Below are 19,719 nucleotides of genomic sequence, written 5' to 3' on the forward strand. Positions count from 1 at the left end.
CGCTGCCACACAACGCTCGCGCGTGAGGGTTACTGGATGGGATGCTCCAGCCGCGCGCGTGCTTCACGCTCGACGAGCACGGGGACGAAGTCGCGCACCTTCGCGCGCTCGAAGTGCGAGCGGGCCTCGGTCACGGCGCGCTCGATCTCGGAACGATCTTTCGAGGGGAACCGCTCTTCCAGCCGGTCCACGACGTCGGAGAGGGCTTGATCCTCGTCCGCCAGCTCACGGGTCATGTGCTCAGGGTGCTCTTCGTCCGCGGTTCTCGTCAAGAAGAAGAGAACCGCTGTCGCGGATAACGCCGATCAGTCGAAGGTGTCCGTCCAGGACGCGATGTCCACGCCGTGGTTGTCGGGCGAGGCGAGGGACCACCAAGCCGGAGCGTGCGAGTCGTCCGCGAGTCGCCCGCCGGCTGCGAGTGCGGCATCCACACGCGCCTGGGCCTGGTCGGCCGGCACGAAGACGTCGAAGTGCGTGCGGCCCCTCGACGGCGAGTCTCCGGTGATCGGGTTGAACGCCAGTTGCGGTCCGCACCGCAGCGGGTCCGCAGCATCCGTGTCGCCCACGGGCTCGTAGCCGAGTGCGGCGATGAAGAACGGTCGCACGTCGGTCTGCGAGTGCTCGGCGACGTAGACGCCGATCGACTGCGCGCGCGAGGGATCCGGGGACAGTCCGCGCTCGGCGGCCGACCGCGACACGGCAGCCGCGAAGTCCACGGCGGCCGCCGGAATGCCCTCCGCGTCGCGGTAGGGGATGCGCACGACGATCCCCTCGGGACGCACGTCGATATCGGGAAGGAGGTCGAGCCGCGCGGCGGCGGCGACGACCGGCGCGACGAGCTCGGCGGCGTGGGCGAGCGAGGTCGCGGTGAAGACGGCCTGCGGACCCGTGCCGGTGACCCGCCAGTCGGAGACGCCCGGCGCCCGGTGGAATGCGGCCGGAGAGATCCAGCCTGGCGTGCTCGTCGACTCGCTCATGGGGATCTCCTAGACCGGTTCGGTCGTACGGATCAGGCCGCAGTTCACACACGACCAGGCGACCAGAAAGCGCTCGTCGTCGAGGATCTCGAACCGCAGCGGATCGCCGCACGTGGGGCAGCTTCGCGGATCCTCGGCGGGCACCGTCATTCCGTCAGCTTAGGAAACCGCGTGCCCGGAGTCCACGACAGCAGAGAGCGGATGCCTCGGGCCGAGGCATCCGCTCATTCCTCTCGGCGCGGGATCAGAGCACGACCAGGAAGCCGACCACGGCGCTCGCCGCGGACAGCACCGCAAGCACGATCGACGGGGTCGCGTTCTCCTTGCGCCGCACGTGCACGGCGACCGCGCCGACCATGACGACGGTCAGGGCGGCGGCGGCGATCGGGGTGAGGATCGGTGCGATGCCGGTCAGGAGCGGCAGGATCAGGCCGATGCCGCCGATGACCTCGGCGGCGCCGATCAGCTTCACGGTCGGGTCGGTGAAATCGTCGGCCCATCCCATGCCGCTCGCGACGAGGGCTGACTTGGGACGGGCGACCTTCATCGCTCCGGCCGCGATGAAGGCGAGGGCGAGCAGGCCGTTGAGGATCCAGAGGGCGATGATCATGCGGGTACTCCAGGGAGAGATCGTGGGGTCTGTTACTGTTTGTAAGCAACCTCATGATGCGTCAGGAGGACGACGCGTGCAAAAGGCACACCGATGTAAGTAGGTGACACGCGATGGCGACCACTCTCACCGTCGAACTCCCCGGCGAGCCCACGCCGACCGGCTATGAGCGCTCCTGCGAGCAGGCCTCACCCGGCTCCGACCACGGGCGTGCGATCCGCGACGTGCTCGACCGCATCGGTGACAAGTGGTCGCTGCTGGTCATCGGCACGCTGCGGCGCGAGCGACTGCGCTTCACCGAGCTGCAGCGGCACATCCCGGGAATCTCGCAGCGCATGCTGACGCTCACGCTCCGCCAGCTCGAGCGCGACGGCCTCATCACGCGCACCGTGCACGCCGAGGTGCCGCCGCGCGTCGAGTACGAGCTGACCCCGCTCGGCGGCACGCTCATCCAGCTCGCGATGGCGCTCGCCGACTGGGCGATCGAGAACCACCCGCGCATCGAGGACTCCCGCGAGGCCTACGACGCCGCGCACCAGCGCTGACGATCGCGGACACCGCGCGTCCGTGGCCTGCGCCATGATGGGCGGGTGGATGCCTCGACCCTGCGGCACGAGCGACTCAGGTCGCATCGCCTGAGCGCCCCGGCGGCGACGGTCGCCGACGCAGCGCGGCACATGCTCGCGACGCAGAGCCAGGAGTTCTGGGGCGGGCGCTGGGCGCTCGCGTCGCGCGTGCGAGGTCGCACGACGGTGCGCGACGTCGACGCCGCCTACGGCCGCGGCGAGATCGTGCGCACGTGGACGATGCGCGGGACGATCCACACGATCCCCACCGCAGACATGGAGTGGGTGCTGTCGCTCACCGCCGAGCGCCAGCGCCGGCAGGCGGCGGCCGTTCATCGCAGCGAGGGGATCGACGCCGACGAGGCCGACCGCGCGGAGCGCCTCGCGCGGGCCGCGCTCGGCGGCGGCAACCGCCTCACCCGCAAGGAGCTGTTCGAGGTGTGGGAGCAGGGCGGCGTCTCGACGTTCCGGCAGCGGGGCTATCACCTGCTGGTCGCACTGTCGCTGCGCGCCGTGCTGTGCCAGGGGCCGGTCGTGCCGCGCGAGAAGGGACCGACACGGGAGCAGTTCTTCGTGCTCGCCGACGAATGGATCACGGATGCTGCGACCCCGGCCGATCCGATGGCCGAGTTCTTCGTCCGCTACATCGCCTCGCACGGGCCGGCCGGCGCGCGAGACTTCGCGTGGTGGACCGGGCTTCCGCTCGGGGTCTCACGCGCGGCGGCGGAGGCGGCATCCGACGCCTTGCGTGTCGTCGCCGACGAACCCGAGCCGCAGTACGTCGTCGCCGGTGCCGCGCCGCGTCGCAGCGCGGCGGCCCCGGAGGTCGTCGCGCTGCCGCCCTTCGAGGAGTACTACCTCTCGTACGTCGACCGCACCGTTCCCTGCGCGCCGGAGTTCCTCAGCGCGATCGGGCCGAGCATGAACGGCATCGTGCGACCCATCCTCGTCGCCCGCGGCGAGGCGGTCGGCGTGTGGACGCACTCCCTGGCGGTGGGCCGCCATGCCGAGTCCCCGGTGCCCGAGCTGTTCACCCCCGGCGCCGCGACCGACGAAGAGATCGCCGCCGCCCTCGACCGCTACCGCGACTTCATCACGGCGTAGGTCCGGGTCGCGCCGGCCGACCCTCAATGCAAGCGCCGAAACACGGGTCCGTCACGCGACACGCCGGGGCGCAGCATCCATCTCCGGCGGGTCGCTGTTCCCGACCCGTTTTTCGGCAGGACGCACCCTTCGCCGAGCGACGGCGGTCACGCGTGGCGGTCGAGGAAGTCGTACACCTCGTTGTCGTCGACGCCGGGGAACGCACCGCGGGGGAGCGGCGAGAACATCTGCATGTGCACGCGGGCGCTCGGCCATGCCTTGCCCGTCCAGCGCTCCGAGACGTCGGACGCGACCCGGCGGCAGCACGACTCGTCGGGGCACGTCGAGGTCGCGCGCTTCTGCGTCTCGCGGCCGCGGAACCACCGCGCGTCGTCGAACGGCACGCCCACCGTGATCGAGAACTCGCCCTCGGCGGTGGTGCCGGTCTGCGTCGAGCACCAATACGTGCCGGCGGGGGTGTCGGTGTACTGGTAGTGCTCGGTGGTGCGGTTCTGCTCGGAGAAGGCGGCGCGGGCCGAGAACTTGCGGCAGGCGATCTGGCCGTCGACGGCGCCCGTGACGTCCATCGGGAGCGGCAGGTCGTCGTTCTCGTAGACGCGCGAGATCGCGCCCGAACCGTCGACGCGGAGGAAATGCAGCTTGATGCCGAGGTGGTGCGTCGCGAGGTTCGTGAGCCGCATGCCGGCCGCCTCATGCGTCACGCCGAACGCGTCGCGGAAGTCCTCGACGGCGAGGTTGCGGTCTTTCTTGGCCTGCTGGAGGAACGCGACCGACGCCGTCTCGGGCATGAGGCAGCACGCAGCGTAGTAGTTGATCTCGAGCCGCTGCTGCAGGAAGTCGGCGTAGTCGGTCGGTCTCTTGTGACCGAGAAGGCGGTGCGCCATCGCCTGGAGCGCCATGGATCGCAGACCGTGCCCGCCCGGGATGGAGGCCGGCGGCAGGTAGATGCGGCCGTGCTCGAGGTCGGTGACCGAGCGCGTGGAGTGCGGGAGATCGTTGACGTAGATCAGTTCGAAGCCGAGCTTCTCAGCCATGATGCTGACGGTGCGGTGGGTGAGAGCACCCGACACATGTCCCGCAGCCTTGAGCTGCTTCTCGGCGAGCTTCTCGATGTCGGCGAGGTAGTTGTCGCGCTCGCGCATCATGAGCCGGAGCTCGGTGTTGGCACGGCGCGCCTCCTCGGGCGTCGCGATGGCCTCGCGCTCGCGGCGCTGCAGCTCGCGGTGCAGGCCCAGGATCGATTCGATCGTGTCGTCGGACATGCCCTTCGTCACCTTGATGGGGGTGACGCCGAGCTGACGGAAGACCGACCCCGTCTGCGCGCGCTCGAGCTCGATCTCGAGCGCCGCGCGGCGGTTGGGTGGCTCGGCCGAGAGGAGGTCTCCGACCTCGACGCCGGTCGTCGACGCGATCGCCTGCAGCAGGGAGAGCTTCGGCTCCCGCTTGCCGTTCTCGATGAGGCTGAGCTGGCTGCCGGCGACTCCGACGAGCGCGCCCAGCTCATCGAGCGTGTACCCGTGGGCGAGACGCTGATGGCGGATGCGGTGGCCCAGAGTCGACAGTTCGAGGGACGTGGGGGGCATTCCTTGATGCTAGCGAAAGAATCGAAACTCTTGACACCAGATTTCATGGGAAGAGCCGCCCGTTACGCCCGAAAGTAGAGGAAGAGCACGAATCTGCATCGTCAAAACCATCTGACGGTCGAATCAACGAGGAGCGACACCATGGCCCTTGCCGACATCTTCCCCCGAACCGAAGGCTCCACCTCCGCCCGTCCCACCCTCAGCCGGACGTATGGCGAAGCGCCGACCGTTCAGGGCGAAGGCATGGTCGCTCTGCGCGCGTGGGTCGACGAGATCGCTGCGCTCACGCAGCCGGCGCGCATCCACTGGGTCGACGGCTCCCGCGCCGAGAACGACATGCTCCTTCGCGAGATGGTCGACGAGGGCAAGCTCATCAAGCTCAACCCGGAATGGCGCCCGGGCTCGTACCTCGCCCGCTCGCACCCGAGCGACGTGGCGCGCACGGAGGCGCGCACGTTCATCGCGTCGGAGCGCGAGGAGGACGCCGGCCCGACCAACAACTGGGCCGCTCCCGATGAGATCCGCGCCACCATCACGCCGCTGTTCGAGGGGTCGATGAAGGGCCGCACGATGTACGTCGTGCCGTTCTCGATGGGTCCGGTCGGCGGCCCGCTGTCGCACGTCGGCGTGCAGGTCACCGACAGCGCGTACGCCGTCACCTCGATCGGCATCATGACGCGCGTGGGCACCGACGTGCTGCGCGAGATCGCGGGCGGTGCGCACTGGGTCAAGACGGTGCACTCGGTCGGCGCCCCGCTGCAGCCGGGTGAGCAGGACGTCGCGTGGCCGTGCAACGACGAGAAGTACATCGTCCACTTCCCCGACACCCTCGAGGTCTGGTCCTACGGCTCGGGCTACGGCGGCAATGCGATCCTCGCGAAGAAGTGCTTCGCGCTGCGCATCGCCTCGGTGATCGGCCGCGACGAGGGCTGGCTCGCCGAGCACATGCTCCTCATCCGCGTGATCGACCCGGCGGGCCGCGCGTACCACATCGCCGCGGCGTTCCCGTCGGCGTGCGGCAAGACGAACCTCGCGATGCTCCGCCCGACCATCCCGGGCTGGCGCGTCGAGACCCTCGGCGACGACATCGCGTGGCTGCGTCCCGGTGACGACGGCCGCCTCTGGGCGATCAACCCCGAGGCCGGATTCTTCGGCGTCGCGCCCGGCACGGGCGAGTCGACCAACGTCACCGCGGTCGAGACGCTGTGGGGCAACACCATCTTCACGAACGTGGCACTGCGCCCCGACGGCGACGTGTGGTGGGAGGGCCTCACCGACGAGCCGCCGGCACAGCTCACCGACTGGGAGGGCAACCCGTGGACCCCGGCATCCGGTCGTCCCGCCGCGCACCCGAACTCGCGCTTCACCGTCGCGGCGGCTCAGTGCCCGCAGATCGCCGACGACTGGGACGCTCCGCAGGGCGTCCCGCTCGACGCGATCCTGTTCGGCGGACGCCGCGCCACGAACGTGCCGCTCGTGGTCGAGGCCACCGACTGGACGCACGGCGTCTTCATGGGCTCGAACATCTCGTCCGAGAAGACGGCCGCCCAGGAGGGCACGGTCGGCGAGCTGCGTCGCGACCCGTTCGCGATGCTCCCGTTCTGCGGCTACAACATGGCCGACTACTTCGGGCACTGGCTCAAGGTGGGCCAGAAGCTGCGGTTCGACCGCGCGCCGCGCGTCTTCCAGGTCAACTGGTTCCGCAAGGGCACGGACGGCCGCTTCCTGTGGCCCGGATTCGGAGACAACTCGCGTGTGATCGACTGGATCATCCGCCGCATCGAGGGCGAGGTCGGCGCTGTGGAGAGCCCGATCGGCCGCCTGCCGCAGAGCTCGGACCTCGACCTCGACGGCATCGAGGTGTCGCAGGCCGACCTCGACGAGCTGTTCGCGGTCGACCCGCAGCTGTGGCTGCGCGAAGCCGACCTCACCGAGGAGTTCTACCGCACCTTCGACGGTCGCGTCCCGGCTCCGCTGTGGGCCGAGCTCGCCGCGCTCCGGTACCGCCTGCAGCGCGTCTGACCCCCTGACCGGCGCCCGGCCCTCTTCTTGGCAGAGGGGCCGGGCGCCTGAGCGACCTGCGGTCCTCGGACCGTGCCGGTCGACGCGGATGCCCCGGCCCCCTCTGTGCGGGAGACCGGGGCATCCTTCTGCCTGTCGGCGTCTCCCGGATCAGACGAGCAGCTGGTGCTTGGCGAGGTCGCGGTAGAGCGGGGTGGTCTGCACCAGCTCGGAGTGCGTGCCCTGGCCGACGACACGGCCGTGTTCCATGACCACGATGTGGTCGCTGTCGACGACGGTAGACAGGCGGTGCGCGATCACGACGAGGGTGCGGCCGGCGGCGACGGCGTCGATCGCCTCACGCATGCGCTGCTCGTTGAGGCCGTCGAGCGATGAGGTGGACTCGTCCAGCAGCAGGATCGGGGGAGCGGCCAGCAACGCCCGCGCGATCGCGAGACGCTGGCGTTCGCCGCCCGACAGCATGACGCCCGACTCGCCCACCGGCGCGTCGACGCCGAGCGGGTTGCGGTCCAGCACCTCGCCGAGGTTCACGGCGCGGAGCACCGCCTCGCACTCCGCATCGGTCGCCTCGGGAGACGCCAGCCGCAGGTTGTCGCCGATGGTGCCGGCGAGGGTCGGCGCGTCCTGCTCGACGTATCCGAGCTGCGCGCGCAGCGCGTCGCGGTCGAGGGTACGTACGTCGGTGCCGTCCAGCAGGATCGCCCCGTCGGTCGGGTCGTAGAAGCGCTCGATGAGCGCGAGGGTCGTGCTCTTGCCTGCACCCGACGGACCCACGAGCGCGACGCGCGCCCCGCGCGGAACCGAGAACGACACGCCCCGCAGCACGCCGGACTCTGCGGAGACGGATGCTGCGGCATCCGCCAGTCCCTCGAGGCCGCTGTCGCCCGCGCCGTCGCCGAGCACGATCGTCGACGTGTCGACGTGCGCGCTCTCGAGCACCGCCAGTGCCTCGGACTCCGCCTTGCGGCGCGCCGCCACGACGTTCTCGGGGTAGCGGAATCGCACATCGCGGAACTCGATCGCGGCGGGCTCGTGCGAGGCCGGCGCGGTCGCCGATGCCTCGTGGGCTCGTGCGGCGATCGCCGCGTCGTCCTGCGACTCGGTCGGAAGGTCGAGCACCTCCTGGATGCGGCCCAGGGCGCCGAGCGCCTGGTTCACGGAGGTGATCGCGCCGAAGAACGAGCCGAGCGGTGCGATCAGCATGAAGAGGAACATGATGAAGGTGACGAGGCTCGCGATCGACAGCGCGCCCGTCGCGACGCGGAAGCCGCCGAGTCCGATGACCACGAGCAGCGACACCTGCAGCGCGATGCCGGCGATCGGCACCACGAGTGCCGAGACCTTCGCGATGCGCACGCCGACGGTGTACGCCTCCGTCGCCTGCGCGGTTACCGCGTCGACTTCGCGGGCGGTGGCGCCCGAGGCGCGGACCGTGCGGATCGAGCCGACGGCGCGCTCGACGCCCGACGCGAGTGCGCCGACCTTCTCCTGCTGCTCGGTCGACGCCGTGCGGATGCGGCCGCTCAGCGCGACCACGCCGAGCACCGAGACCCCGATCACGAGCACGATGATCGCGAGCAGCAGCGGGTCGATGATCGCCATCGCGACGAGTGCGCCGACGAACAGCAGCGCGTTGCCGATCGAGTCGGCGAGGCCCTGGGTGAGGGCGGCGTAGAGCAAGGTCGTGTCGCTGCCGACGCGCGAGACGAGGTCGCCGGTGCGGCGTGCGTCGAACTCGCTGATCGGCAGGTGCAGGATGCGCGCGATCAGCCGGCGGCGGCTCGAGTACACGACGGCTGTGCCGGTGCGCTGCAGCAGGTAGTGCTGCCAGCCCGAGATGAGCGAGGCCAGCACGACGAACCCGACCAGCGCCCAGATGAGGAGGCCGAGGTCGAGCCCCTCCTGCACGCGCGTGATGACCTGGCCGACCAGGAGCGGCTGGACGAGCGATGCGCCCGCGCTGAGGATGCTCAGCACCACCACGACCGCGAGCGTGCGCTTGTGCTCGAAGAGATAGGGGAGCAGCTGCGAGAAGGTCGCGCGCGGCCCCTCTTCGGCCTTTCCGCGGCGTCCGCGCCCGCGGTGGGGGCGGGAGCGCGGGGATGCCTCGGTGGGGCCGGCGGGGGCTTCGTCGAGATCGGCGGAGGGCATGGGTGTACCTCGTTCGTGAAGGGGCTTACCTTCGACCGTACTTCTTGTGGACGGCCTGTCGGCTCACGCCGAGGGCGCCGGCGATCGCCTGCCACGAGAAGCCGAGGTTGCGCGCCTTGCGCACCTGCACCTCTTCGGCGCGGGCGAGCTCGCGGCGCACCTCGGCGAGACGGTGCAGCTCCGCGATCGGCTCGCGACCGCCTGCCGCCCCGATCAGGGTGGTCAGTTCGTCGCCGCTCATCGGACAGCCTCTCGTTCTTCGGTGACGGATGCTGCGGGTCGCGGCATCCGTGTCAACCGTAGTTGACGCCTCCGGGAGTGTCAACTACGGTTGACGCGACGTGAGCTCGGCACGCCACTGGGCCGTGTCGGAGCGGGGCGTTAGGGTAGTCCGGTGCCCGCCCCCGTGATCACCGCTGAGAACCTCGTCAAGGCCTACAAGGTCAAAGGCAAGCCCGACTTCCTCGCCGTCGACGGCCTGTCGTTCGAGGTGGCGCCGGGCGAGTCGTTCGGCCTGCTGGGCCCGAACGGCGCGGGCAAGTCCACGACGATGAAGATGGTCGGCGCGGTCTCGACGCGCACCAGCGGAGAGCTGTCGATCCTCGGGCTCGACCCCGATCGCTACGGCCCCGAGATCCGCTCCCGCCTCGGCGTCGTGCCCCAGCAGGACAACCTCGATGGCGAGCTCAACGCCCGCGAGAACCTCTACATCTACGGCCGCTACTTCGGCCTGCCCGGCAAGGTCTGCCACCAGAAGGCCGACGAGCTGCTGGCGTTCGCCCAGCTCGAAGACAAAGCGAAGAGCAAGGTCGAGCAACTCTCGGGCGGCATGAAGCGGCGGCTCACGATCGCGCGCGGTCTCATCAACGATCCCCGAATCCTGCTCCTCGATGAGCCGACCACGGGTCTCGACCCGCAGGCCCGTCACGTGCTGTGGGACCGCCTGTTCCGGTTGAAGGAGCGCGGCACGACGCTCGTGCTGACCACGCACTACATGGACGAGGCCGAGCAGCTCTGCGACCGCCTCATCGTCGTCGACAAGGGCCGCATCATGGCGGAGGGCACGCCGGCCTCGCTCATCCGCGAGCACTCCAGCCGCGAGGTGCTCGAGGTGCGCTTCGGCTCCGACCGCAACGAGCAGGTCGCCCCGCAGCTCGAGGGTATCGGCGACCGCGTCGAGGTGCTGCCCGACCGCATCCTCGTGTACGCGAACGACGGCGAGGCCGCGCTCGAGACCGTTGCCCATCGCGGGCTGACGCCGATCACGTCGCTCGTGCGCCGCTCGAGCCTCGAGGACGTGTTCCTCCGGCTCACCGGAAGGTCGCTGATCGAATGACCGCTCCTTCCGAAGACGCCACCATCCGCGTGCAGCCCACCCTCGACGAGCTGCGCCAAGAGGCGATGCAGTGGGGTCGCAAACCCCGCGCCCTCGGCACCTGGTACGTCACCGAGCACATGGTGCGCGCGATGCGCGCATACGGCTGGACCATCATCGTCGGCGCCCTTGGCCAGCCGATCCTCTACCTGCTGGGGCTCGCCGTCGGCCTCGCCGCCCTCATCGACGCGCCGATCACGCAGAACGGCGTCGAGGTCTCGTACCTCGTGTTCGTCGCGCCGGCACTGCTGATGACGGCGGCGATCTCCGTCGCGTCGGAGGAGTTCTCGTACCCGGTCATGGCCGGATTCAAGTGGCGCCGCTACTTCTACGGGTTCAGCGCGACCGGGCTGTCGCCGGGGCAGATCGCGGGCGGCGTCGTCGTCGGCGCGTCGGCGCGCATCATCGTCGTCACGGTCGCGTACTACCTGTTCCTGTGGCTGTTCCAGGCGGTGCCCGACCCCCAGACGGGTTGGCTGACGATCCCGATCGGCCTGCTCGCGGGCCTCGCGTTCGGCATCCCCTACATGGCGTACGCCGCGTCGATCACCGACGACAAAGGCCAGATCGCTCTCGTGCAGCGGTTCATCTTCATGCCGATGTTCCTGTTCTCCGGCACGTTCTACCCCCTCGACACGCTGCCGCTGTGGCTGCAGTGGATCGGGTGGGTGTCGCCGCTCTGGCACGCGACCGAACTCGGCCGCGTCGTCACCTACGGCCTGCCGATGGACCCGTTCGCGATCGTCGTGCACGTCGGATACCTCCTTCTGCTCTCGATCGGCGGGTACCTCGTCGGCCGCCGTATCTTCCAGAGGAGGCTCGGCGCATGACCGTCGCGACCGGAACCGAGACCGGCGCCGTCCGCGCCGGCGGCGTGCGCGCGCTGTGGGCGGGCAACCCGCAGTCCGTCGTGCAGCGCGGCCTCATCGCCGCCCGCTCGTCGAGCTGGGCCGTCGTGCTCTCGGGCTTCTTCGAGCCGGTCTTCTATCTGGCCTCGATGGGCATCGGCCTCGGCGCCCTCATCGGCGACGTGCAGACCTCCAGCGGCGTCGAGGTGCCCTACGCGGCGTTCATCGCCCCGGCGCTCCTCGCCGTCTCCGCGATGAACGGCGCGATCTACGACTCGACGTGGAACGTCTTCTTCAAGCTCAACTACGGCAAGCTCTACGAGGGCATGCTCGCGACCTCGCTCGGCCCGCTCGACGTCGCGCTGGGCGAGATCCTCTACGCGCTGCTGCGCGGCCTGCTGTACGCGACCGGCTTCATGATCATCATGCAGATCCTCGGCCTCAACCTCGCCTGGACCGCGATCCTGGCGCTGCCCGCGGTGCTGCTCATCGCCTTCGGGTTCGCGAGCCTCGGCATGGCGGTCACGAGCTACATGAAGACATTCCAGCAGATGGACTGGATCAACTTCGTGCTGCTGCCGATGTTCCTGTTCTCGGCGACGCTGTACCCGATCACGATCTACCCCGAGTGGATCCAGCACGTCATCATGGCCTTCCCGCTGTGGCACGGCGTCGAGCTCGTCCGCGGCCTCACCACCGGCATCCTCACCCCCGCCATGTGGTGGCACGTCCTCTACTACGTGGTCATGATCGCGATCGGTCTGATCTTCACGACGAAGCGCCTCCGCGCTCTGTTCCTCGACTGATCCCCGCTCGACGTCGAATTCGTCTTCTGGACCGCGGGGTCGCGGCGCCGGTCGTCGTGCGCGCAGGGGCGTGTGCCATAACTCCGCTGGGATGAGCCGGCGCCCCCGGCCAGACCGCGGCGGGACGGAGCGGGCAGGCGTGGCAGGAGGAGTTGTGGCACGCCGCAGCGCCCGCGGCCCGTGGTGGACGATACCGTTCCTGCAGATCGGCCGCTTCCGCAACATCCTGATCCCCGAGACGGGGCGCGACATCGCGTTCACGATCGAGAACTATCCCTACCGGGACCCGTTCGGACGCGAGACGGTCACCTTCGTGCGTCATTTCAGGATGCCTCGTGCCGTGCGCCGCTTCGACGCCACGATGATCCTCGGCGATGACGGGCGGGTGGTCGACTACCTCGGCAGTCATCAGCACCTCGCGGTCGACCTGGAGCTGGTCGCGGAGCCCGACGGCAGCCTCCTGCTGCGATCCGACCGGCAGCGCTTCTACGCGGGGCCGCTCGGCTTCCGCTTCCCGATGCTCTTCAGCGGTCGTGCCGAGCTGCGCGAGAGCTACGACGATCGCGCGCAGGTCTTCCGCATCCGCCTCGAGGTGCACAACCGCGTCTTCGGCTTCCTCTTCGGTACGCGGGCGAGTTCCACTGCGAGTTCCCGGACGCGTCCGACGCGCCCGCCCACACGAAGCCCGTTCGGCACGAGCGACGCACGTGAGTGCGAACGACGGATGCTGCAACCCGCGCGGGGCTGCAGCATCCGTCGTCCTCCGAAGCGGGGCTAGAGCGAGCCGGTGGCTCCGACGCCCAGGTCGGCGTCGTAGTCGACGTCCTTCGTCTCGGGGGAGAGGAGGAGGGCGATGAAGGTCAGCACGCCCATCGCCGAGAGGTAGACGCCCACGAGCCACGGGCTGCCGTCCGCCCAGGCCCACAGCGCGACCGCGACGATCGGAGCCAGCGCGGCGCCGAGGATCGACGACACGTTGTACGAGATGGCCGAGCCCGAATAGCGGACGTTCGTCGGGAACAGCTCCGGCAGCACGGCGCCCATGGGGCCGAACGTCGAGCCCATCAGCATGAAGCCGAAGATGAGGAACGCCTGCGTCAGCGCGCCGGTGAACTTCGGGTCGAGCTGCGGCGACAGGAACAGGTTGAACGTGAGGCCGAACACGATGATGAGGCCCGTGACCCACAGCAGCAGGCGGCGGCGTCCGATCGCGTCGGCGATCGGGCCCGACAGCAGGGTGAAGATGCCGAAGAACACCACGCCGATGATCTGCATCAGCACGAAGTCGGTGTAGCCGAAACCGAGCCCCGGGTAGAACTGCGCGGCGAAGGCGGCCGGGTCGAACGCGGTGCCTGCAGCTTCGGCGGCCTTCTGCGCGGCGGCGGAGGCGACCTCGAGGTCGGCGGCCTTCGTGCCGTACGAGAGCGTGAAGTTCGTCATCAGGTAGAAGAGCACGTAGGTCGCCAGCATGATGAACGTGCCGAGGATCAGGTGCCACCAGTGGTGACGGATGACCGTGCCGAGCGGGAACTTGCGGATCGCGCCCTTCTCTTCGGCCTTGACGAACGTCTGGGACTCAACGAGGCGCAGACGCACCCACAGGCCGATGATGACCATGACCGCCGAGAACAGGAACGGCACGCGCCAGCCCCACGCGAGGAAATCGGCCGAGCGCTGACCGGCGCCGTCCGGGTGGGGGAGCAGGAAGTTGATCGCAAGGAACACCGAGTTCGCGATGATGAAGCCGAGCGGTGCGCCGAGCTGCGGGAACGTGCCGTACCAGGCGCGCTTGCCCTTGGGGGCGTTCTCGGTCGCGACGAGCGCCGCACCCGACCACTCGCCGCCGAGCGCGAAGCCCTGCGCGAGGCGCAGCACGAGCAACAGCACCGCCGCCCACACGCCGATCTCGTTGAACGTCGGCAGGCACCCGATGAGGAACGTCGCGATACCCATCGTGAGCAGCGAGGCGACGAGGGTGGCCTTGCGGCCGAACCGGTCGCCGAAGTGGCCGAAGACGATCGCGCCGAGCGGACGCGCGACCATCGCGGCCCCGAAGACGCTGAACGACAGCAGCAGCGATGTGGTGTCGTTGCCGGTCGGGAAGAAGAGGATCGGGAAGACGAGGACGGCGGCGGTCGCGTAGACGTAGAAGTCGTAGAACTCGATCGTGGTGCCGACGAGGCTCGCGAGGATGACGCGGGAGCGGGGATTGGCGGGCGCCGCGGGAGTCGCGACGGTCGTGCTGGGGGAGGACATATTCACCTGGGGCGTGCGCGGAGCGGGGCATCCGGGTGGGATGCAGCGGTGGGCGGACGCCGGGCGCAGGGGTGACGCGTCAGGCGGCACTGCACTGGATCACCGTGAGTGCGGGCGTGTCGCCCGGCACAAAAGACCAGCCTAGTCCTGTGATTCCGCAGCGGCTCCCGAATACGGAAACGGATGCTGCGGGCCCAGGGCCGCAGCATCCGTTTCGTGTGTCAGTCGGTCAGCGCCACAGCACCGCGATCGCGGCATTGGCGAAGGTGAGCACGCCGATCGACCAGAAGATGGCGCCGGGCACCGAGCCGGTCTTGCGCTGGCGGCCGGCGCCGATGCCGAGGAGTGCGCCGATGATGACGAGGATGACGAGCTTCACGCCGATCTTGACGTAGTTCAGCTCGTAGTCGATGCCCCACGGGGCGGCGAGGATGAGGCCGGCGAGGCCGGCGATCGCAAGGCCCCAGTTCATGAGGCGCGTGATCTGGTGCTTTCCGTTCACCGCTTCGACGACCCAGGCGCCGAAGAGGATGGCGAAGCCCACGAGGTGGACGAGCACGACGACGTGGCGGAGGATTTCCATGCCATCAGTCTAGCTGAAGGTTGTTTCTGTCACCCGCCGCTGTCACTCGTGCGGAGATCTACCCTCTCGCGATTCCCGGGAATCGCGAAAGGGTAGAGTTCCGCACGGCTCAGGAACGCAGATTGCGGAGCACCACCGCGGTGCGGATGGCCGCGTCGGCGGCCTCGAACCCCTTGTCTTCCACGGAGCCCTCGAGACCGGCGCGGGCGATGCCCTGTGCCTCGTCGTCGAGCGTCAGCACGCCGAAGCCGACCGGCTTGCCGGTGTCGAGTGCGACGCGCGTCAGGCCGTCGGTCGCCGCGTTCGACACGAACTCGAAGTGCGGCGTGCCGCCGCGGATGATGACGCCCAGCGCCACGACGGCGTCGGCTCCGGCTTCCAGAGCAGCCTTCGCGACGACCGGCAGCTCGAACGAGCCGGGCACGCGCACCAGGCGGTGCGACGCGCCGGCGGCTTCGGCGGCGCGCGCGGCACCGGCGATGAGGCCGTCGGTGATCGTCTCGTGCCACGTGCCCGCGACGACGACCACGTCGAGCCCGCTGCCGTCGACGGGTGCCGTGGCCTCGGGTGCGCCCTTGCCGCTCATCGTTCTGCTCCTTCGTGCATGTGGGCGATGGCGTCTGCCAGATCCGCCTCGTCGATCAGGTGTCCCATGCGATCGCGCTTCGTCGCCAGGTACTGGTGGTTGTTCGGGCCGACGCCGACCAGCAGCGGCACCTGCTCGACGATGTCGAGTCCGAGGTCGCGGAGCTGCTTCACCTTGTCGGCGTTGTTGGTCAGCAGGCGCACCTTCTCGACGCCGAGGTCCGTGAGGATGCCGGCGGCCGCCGCGTAGTCGCGCGCGTCGGCGGGCAGGCCCAGTGCGAGGTTGGCGTCGACGGTGTCGAGGCCGCGCTCCTGCAGCGAGTAGGCGCGCAGCTTGTTGATGAGGCCGATGCCGCGACCCTCGTGGCCGCGCATGTAGATGACCACACCGCCGTCCTGCTCGATGGCGTCGAGCGCCGCTTCGAGCTGCGGGCCGCATTCGCACTTGAGCGAGCCGAACGCCTCGCCGGTCAGGCACTCCGAGTGCACGCGCACGAGCGGCGCCTCCGACAGCTCGCCGGACACGACCGCGATGTGGTCGGTGCCGGTGACACGGTCCTTGTATGCGAGGAAGCGGAACTCGCCGTGCGCGGTGGGCACGTGAGCCTCGGCGCGGAGGCTCACGCGGCGCTTGTGGGCGCTGCGGGTCGCGGGGTCGCACGGGACGTTCTCATCGAGGTAGGCGACGAGCTGCTCGATCGTGATGACGGGGATGCCGTACTCGGCGCCCAACTCCTGCAGTCCGGGCAGGCGCATCATGCTGCCGTCCTCGGCGACGACCTCGCCGATCACGCCCACGGGTGCGAGGTCGGCGAGCTTCATGAGCTCGACCGCGGCTTCGGTGTGGCCCGCGCGGTCGCGCACGCCGCCGTCGACGGCACGCAGCGGCAGGATGTGGCCGGGACGGATCACGCTGGTGGGCGTCGACTCCGGGTTCGCGAGAACGTTGAGCGTGTGCGCGCGATCGGTGGCGCTGATGCCCGTCGAGATGCGGTCGGCGGCATCCACGCTCACGGTGTACGCGGTGCCGCGGGCGTCCTCGTTGTTCTCGACCATGGGCGGCAGGTCGAGGCGGTCGGCCCAGTCGGCGGGCATCGGCGCGCACAGGAATCCGCTCGTCCAGCGGACAGTCCACGCGACCCACTCGGGGGTGGCGAGCTGGGCCGACAGGATGACATCACCCTCGTTCTCGCGGTTCTCATCGTCGGCGACGATGACCGGCCGGCCGGCGCGCAGCGCCTCCAGTGCCTCGGGGATGGTGGCAAGGCTCACTTCGAGCCTCCTTCCGTGGGTGCGGACGCGTCCGCGGGGAATCGAGCAAAGTTCATCAGCCTCTGCACGTGGCGCGCGAGGATGTCGGTCTCGAGGTTGACGCGGTCGCCCGGCACACGGGCGCCGAGGGTGGTCGCGGCGAGGGTCTCGGGGATCAGCGAGACCTCGAACCACCCGTCGCCGGGGGCGGCCGGGCTTGCACCGCTCACCGTGAGCGAGACGCCGTCGACGGCGATCGAGCCCTTGTCGACGACGAGCGGGGCGAGCTCGCCCGGCACGGAGATGCGCAGCACCTGCCACTGCTCTCCGGGGCGCACCTCGAGCACCGTGCCGGTGCCGTCGATGTGGCCCTGCACCACGTGCCCGCCGAGGCGGCCGTGGGCGGCGGTCGCGCGCTCGAGGTTGACCACGCGACCGGCGGCGACGCCCTCGAGCGTCGACATGTCGAGCGTCTGCTTCATGACGTCGGCGGTGAACCAGTCGGGGCCCTGCTCGACGACGGTGAGGCACACGCCGCTGACCGCGATGGAGTCGCCATGCGCGGCATCCGACACGGCCTTCGGCCCGCGCACCGTCACGCGCACGCCGTCTCCTGACGGCTCGACACCCGTGACCTCGCCGATCTCTTCGATGATTCCGGTGAACATCACTCGTCTCCTTCCGAAGCGGGGTGGGCGACGAACAGCAGATCGTCGCCGAGGGGGATGACGGATGCTACGGCCAGGCGCCTCGCCTCGCTCATGGTGGTCACCCCGATGTCTTGCACTGCGACCCGTTCGCCGCCCAGCAGCACCGGTGCGACGTACACGAGCAGCTCGTCGGCGAGGCGTTCGCGCAGGAACGACGCCGCGAGGGCCGGGCCGCCCTCGACGAACACGCGCTGCACGCCGCGGTGGCGAAGGTCTTCCAGCACGGCCGGCAGCCCGCCCGACGCGTCGTCGCCCGGGTACTGGAGGAATGCGTGGGGATGCTGCCGCACAGCCGCCGCGTCGGGCACCGCGCGCGAGCCCACGACGACCGGAACGGGCTGGTGGCCGAGCAGCGAGCCGTCGTCGGTGCGGGCGGTGAGCGCCGGGTCGTCGGCGAGCACCGTGCCGGTGCCGGCGACGATCGCGTCGGCTTCGGCGCGGCGGCGGTGGACGTCGGCGCGCGCCTGCGGCCCGGTGATCCACTTGCTGGTGCCGTCGGTTGCCGCCGCCCGACCGTCGAGGCTCTGGGCCCACTTCACGGTCACGTGCGGGCGGCGCAGGCGCTGGACGGTCAGCCACGAGTCGAGGAGCGCTGTCGCCTCGTCGGCGAGCAGGCCCGCCTCGACCTCGACCCCGGCCGCGCGCAGCCGCGTGCCCCCGCCGGAGGAGTGGTCGCCGGGGTCGGCGATCGCGTAGACGACCCGCGTGACGCCGGCGGCGATGAGCGCCTCCGAGCAAGGGCCGGTGCGACCCGTGTGGTTGCACGGCTCGAGCGTCACGATCGCGGTCGCGCCGCGTGCGGCGCCGGGCGCGAGCCGTGACAGCGCGTCGACCTCGGCGTGCGGGGTGCCGGCGCCGCGGTGCCAGCCCTCGGCGAGGACCTCACCGTCGGGGGAGAGGAACAGGGCGCCGACCTGCGGGTTGACGCCGCGAGGGCCGCGTCGCGCAATCGCCAGCGCCCGACGCATCGCGTCGTGTTCCGCTGTGCTCGCCATCCGGCCCCTCGTCTCGTCGTTCTCGACGCCCCGGGGCAAGGGAAGCGAAGGCGCGCGCACGGCGTCGCCTTCGTGCTGCCTCCCATCCGGACTAGCGACCGGCCTCCGTGAAGAAACCTGTCGCATCACCGTCGGTTCCGGAATTCCACCGGATCGGCCGCGGCGGCATCCGAAAGGGATGCTGATGCCTTGGCTCGCGGACTGTCACCGCCGGTTCGGATTCACACCGACCCCGGAGCACGTTTGCTGCTCTCGAGTGTAGTCAACGCGGCATCCGTCCATTCATTCCATGTCTTCGCATGAAGTCCGTGTGCACGAGTCTCGGCGCCGGAACCTCACTCCAGGAGCGCTCGCGCGGTCGCCTCGTCGACGATGAGGTCCGTCGCGATATGTGCGGCGAGCGCACCTTTCAGGCTCGCCAGCTTCGACACCCCCGACACGATGCATACACGTCGCGGGATGCCGCGCAGCACGGCGAGGCTGGGCCCGGTGGCGCGGTCGTTCAGGGCGATGCCGTCGCTCGATCCGTCCGCGCGGTAGAAGACCGTGGCCACGTCGCCGACGACGCCATCGTCGGCGAGTTGGTCGAGTTCGGCGGGCTCGAGGTAGCCGCCGCTGTAGACGTGGCTCGGCACGCGCGACCCGGCCGAGCCGGTGCTGAACAGCACGAGATCCATCGAGGGCAGCATGTCGAGGATGCGTCGCGTGCTGCGCTCGCGCCACATCGCGTCCTTCGTGGCGGGGTCGTCGAAGAACGCCGGCACGGGGAACTGCTGCGCGCTGCCGTCGTAGGCGGCGGCGAAGCGGCTGAGGATCTCGCTCGCGTAGAGCAGGCCCGTCGAGTGGGTGTTGCCCGAGCCGTTCAGCTGCACGAAGGTCGCGCCGTGCACCGATTTCGGAACGAGGTGACGGCTCACCGCGGCGGTGGTCGATCCCCACGCGACGCCCACCGTCATATCGTCCTGGACGAGGTCGAGGAGTGCATGTGCGGCCGCGACGGCGACGCGCTGGAGCCGGTCGACGTCGGTGGCGTCGTCGGGCACGGGAACCACCTGGGCGAGGATGCCGAAGCGCTCGGCGAGCTGGTCCTCGAGTCGCTGCGGCGCGGCGAAGGGGGACCGGATGCGGATGTCGACGATGCCGGTCGCACGTGCGTGGGTGAGGAGCCGCGACACGGTCGAGCGCGACGTGCCGAGCTCGCGTGCGATCGCATCCATCGTGCGGTCCTGCACGTAATAGAGGTGCGCGGCGGTGAGCGCGCGGTGCATCGTGCGGGCGTCCCCGATCTGGTCCATGG

General features: G+C 70.0%; 21 protein-coding genes and 1 riboswitch. Of the genes, 7 read left to right on the plus strand and 14 right to left on the minus strand.

Annotated features, from left to right (window positions below):
* Positions 1–29 precede the first annotated feature (29 nt).
* From ACVN90_RS04755 to ACVN90_RS04770, 4 genes are all read right to left on the minus strand, one after another.
* Positions 30–236, minus strand: a complete 207-nt coding sequence (locus tag ACVN90_RS04755; RefSeq protein WP_475101014.1) for a three-helix bundle dimerization domain-containing protein — start codon at positions 234–236, stop codon at positions 30–32.
* Between the two features lie 69 nt (positions 237–305).
* A complete protein-coding gene (locus tag ACVN90_RS04760) occupies positions 306–977 on the minus strand; it encodes a VOC family protein (RefSeq protein WP_475101015.1) in 672 nt (223 codons plus the stop codon).
* A 9-nt stretch (positions 978–986) separates the two neighbouring features.
* Entirely contained in the window at positions 987–1,127 is a 141-nt protein-coding gene (locus ACVN90_RS04765; protein ID WP_475101016.1) for a hypothetical protein, read from the minus strand.
* A gap of 94 nt (positions 1,128–1,221) precedes the next feature.
* On the minus strand, positions 1,222–1,587 hold the full coding sequence (locus ACVN90_RS04770) for a DoxX family protein (protein WP_475101017.1): 366 nt from the start codon (positions 1,585–1,587) through the stop codon (positions 1,222–1,224).
* 113 nt (positions 1,588–1,700) lie between these two features.
* Here ACVN90_RS04770 and ACVN90_RS04775 point away from each other — a divergent pair, with 113 nt between their 5' ends.
* Entirely contained in the window at positions 1,701–2,132 is a 432-nt protein-coding gene (locus ACVN90_RS04775; RefSeq protein ID WP_475101018.1) for a winged helix-turn-helix transcriptional regulator, read from the plus strand.
* Positions 2,133–2,177: 45 nt separating this feature from the next.
* Positions 2,178–3,257, plus strand: a complete 1,080-nt coding sequence (locus ACVN90_RS04780; RefSeq protein WP_475101019.1) for a winged helix DNA-binding domain-containing protein — start codon at positions 2,178–2,180, stop codon at positions 3,255–3,257.
* Between the two features lie 146 nt (positions 3,258–3,403).
* Here the strand turns inward: ACVN90_RS04780 and ACVN90_RS04785 are convergent, their stop codons facing one another.
* Positions 3,404–4,840: a helix-turn-helix domain-containing protein gene (locus tag ACVN90_RS04785; protein WP_475101020.1), complete on the minus strand. Its 1,437-nt coding sequence runs from the start codon at positions 4,838–4,840 to the stop codon at positions 3,404–3,406.
* A 141-nt stretch (positions 4,841–4,981) separates the two neighbouring features.
* Here ACVN90_RS04785 and ACVN90_RS04790 point away from each other — a divergent pair, with 141 nt between their 5' ends.
* Positions 4,982–6,862 carry a phosphoenolpyruvate carboxykinase (GTP) gene (locus ACVN90_RS04790; protein WP_475101021.1) on the plus strand — a complete coding sequence of 627 codons (1,881 nt, stop codon included), beginning with the start codon at positions 4,982–4,984 and terminating at the stop codon, positions 6,860–6,862.
* A 150-nt stretch (positions 6,863–7,012) separates the two neighbouring features.
* Here ACVN90_RS04790 and ACVN90_RS04795 read toward each other — a convergent pair whose 3' ends face one another.
* On the minus strand, positions 7,013–9,013 hold the full coding sequence (locus tag ACVN90_RS04795) for an ABC transporter ATP-binding protein (protein ID WP_475101022.1): 2,001 nt from the start codon (positions 9,011–9,013) through the stop codon (positions 7,013–7,015).
* Positions 9,014–9,038: 25 nt separating this feature from the next.
* Positions 9,039–9,254: a transcriptional regulator gene (locus tag ACVN90_RS04800; protein ID WP_045300911.1), complete on the minus strand. Its 216-nt coding sequence runs from the start codon at positions 9,252–9,254 to the stop codon at positions 9,039–9,041.
* Positions 9,255–9,407: 153 nt separating this feature from the next.
* Here ACVN90_RS04800 and ACVN90_RS04805 point away from each other — a divergent pair, with 153 nt between their 5' ends.
* From ACVN90_RS04805 to ACVN90_RS04820, 4 genes are all read left to right on the plus strand, one after another.
* Positions 9,408–10,349: an ABC transporter ATP-binding protein gene (locus tag ACVN90_RS04805; RefSeq protein WP_475101024.1), complete on the plus strand. Its 942-nt coding sequence runs from the start codon at positions 9,408–9,410 to the stop codon at positions 10,347–10,349.
* Positions 10,346–11,218, plus strand: a complete 873-nt coding sequence (locus ACVN90_RS04810; protein WP_475101025.1) for an ABC transporter permease — start codon at positions 10,346–10,348, stop codon at positions 11,216–11,218. The genes ACVN90_RS04805 and ACVN90_RS04810 overlap by 4 nt, the downstream gene beginning before the upstream one ends.
* On the plus strand, positions 11,215–12,042 hold the full coding sequence (locus tag ACVN90_RS04815; protein ID WP_475101026.1) for an ABC transporter permease: 828 nt from the start codon (positions 11,215–11,217) through the stop codon (positions 12,040–12,042). Before ACVN90_RS04810 ends, ACVN90_RS04815 begins: the two co-directional genes overlap by 4 nt.
* Positions 12,043–12,196: 154 nt before the next feature.
* On the plus strand, positions 12,197–12,820 hold the full coding sequence (locus ACVN90_RS04820) for a DUF4166 domain-containing protein (protein WP_475101027.1): 624 nt from the start codon (positions 12,197–12,199) through the stop codon (positions 12,818–12,820).
* Here the strand turns inward: ACVN90_RS04820 and ACVN90_RS04825 are convergent.
* The 7 genes from ACVN90_RS04825 to ACVN90_RS04855 all read right to left on the minus strand — a co-directional run bounded on the left by ACVN90_RS04825 (position 12,817) and on the right by ACVN90_RS04855 (position 19,717).
* The gene (locus ACVN90_RS04825) at positions 12,817–14,298 is read right to left on the minus strand and encodes an MFS transporter (RefSeq protein ID WP_475101028.1); all 1,482 of its coding nucleotides are present in this window, start codon (positions 14,296–14,298) and stop codon (positions 12,817–12,819) included. The genes ACVN90_RS04820 and ACVN90_RS04825 overlap by 4 nt on opposite strands.
* A 229-nt stretch (positions 14,299–14,527) precedes the next feature.
* Complete coding sequence (locus ACVN90_RS04830) at positions 14,528–14,881, minus strand: Fe-S protein (protein WP_475101029.1); 354 nt, start codon at positions 14,879–14,881, stop codon at positions 14,528–14,530.
* Between the two features lie 109 nt (positions 14,882–14,990).
* Positions 14,991–15,467, minus strand: coding sequence for a 6,7-dimethyl-8-ribityllumazine synthase (gene ribH / locus ACVN90_RS04835; RefSeq protein WP_475101030.1), 477 nt, complete (start codon positions 15,465–15,467; stop codon positions 14,991–14,993).
* Positions 15,464–16,738, minus strand: coding sequence for a GTP cyclohydrolase II (gene ribA, locus ACVN90_RS04840; protein WP_475101031.1), 1,275 nt, complete (start codon positions 16,736–16,738; stop codon positions 15,464–15,466). The genes ribH and ribA overlap by 4 nt, the downstream gene beginning before the upstream one ends.
* Complete coding sequence (locus ACVN90_RS04845; RefSeq protein ID WP_475101032.1) at positions 16,735–17,385, minus strand: riboflavin synthase; 651 nt, start codon at positions 17,383–17,385, stop codon at positions 16,735–16,737. The genes ribA and ACVN90_RS04845 overlap by 4 nt, the downstream gene beginning before the upstream one ends.
* On the minus strand, positions 17,385–18,422 hold the full coding sequence (ribD, locus tag ACVN90_RS04850; RefSeq protein ID WP_475101033.1) for a bifunctional diaminohydroxyphosphoribosylaminopyrimidine deaminase/5-amino-6-(5-phosphoribosylamino)uracil reductase RibD: 1,038 nt from the start codon (positions 18,420–18,422) through the stop codon (positions 17,385–17,387). Before ribD ends, ACVN90_RS04845 begins: the two co-directional genes overlap by 1 nt.
* A gap of 68 nt (positions 18,423–18,490) precedes the next feature.
* Positions 18,491–18,667, minus strand: a riboswitch (FMN riboswitch).
* Positions 18,668–18,757: 90 nt separating this feature from the next.
* Positions 18,758–19,717 carry a sugar-binding transcriptional regulator gene (locus ACVN90_RS04855; RefSeq protein ID WP_475101034.1) on the minus strand — a complete coding sequence of 320 codons (960 nt, stop codon included), beginning with the start codon at positions 19,715–19,717 and terminating at the stop codon, positions 18,758–18,760.
* Between the last annotated feature and the right edge of the window lie 2 nt (positions 19,718–19,719).

Source organism: Microbacterium sp. F01 (assembly GCF_056156365.1).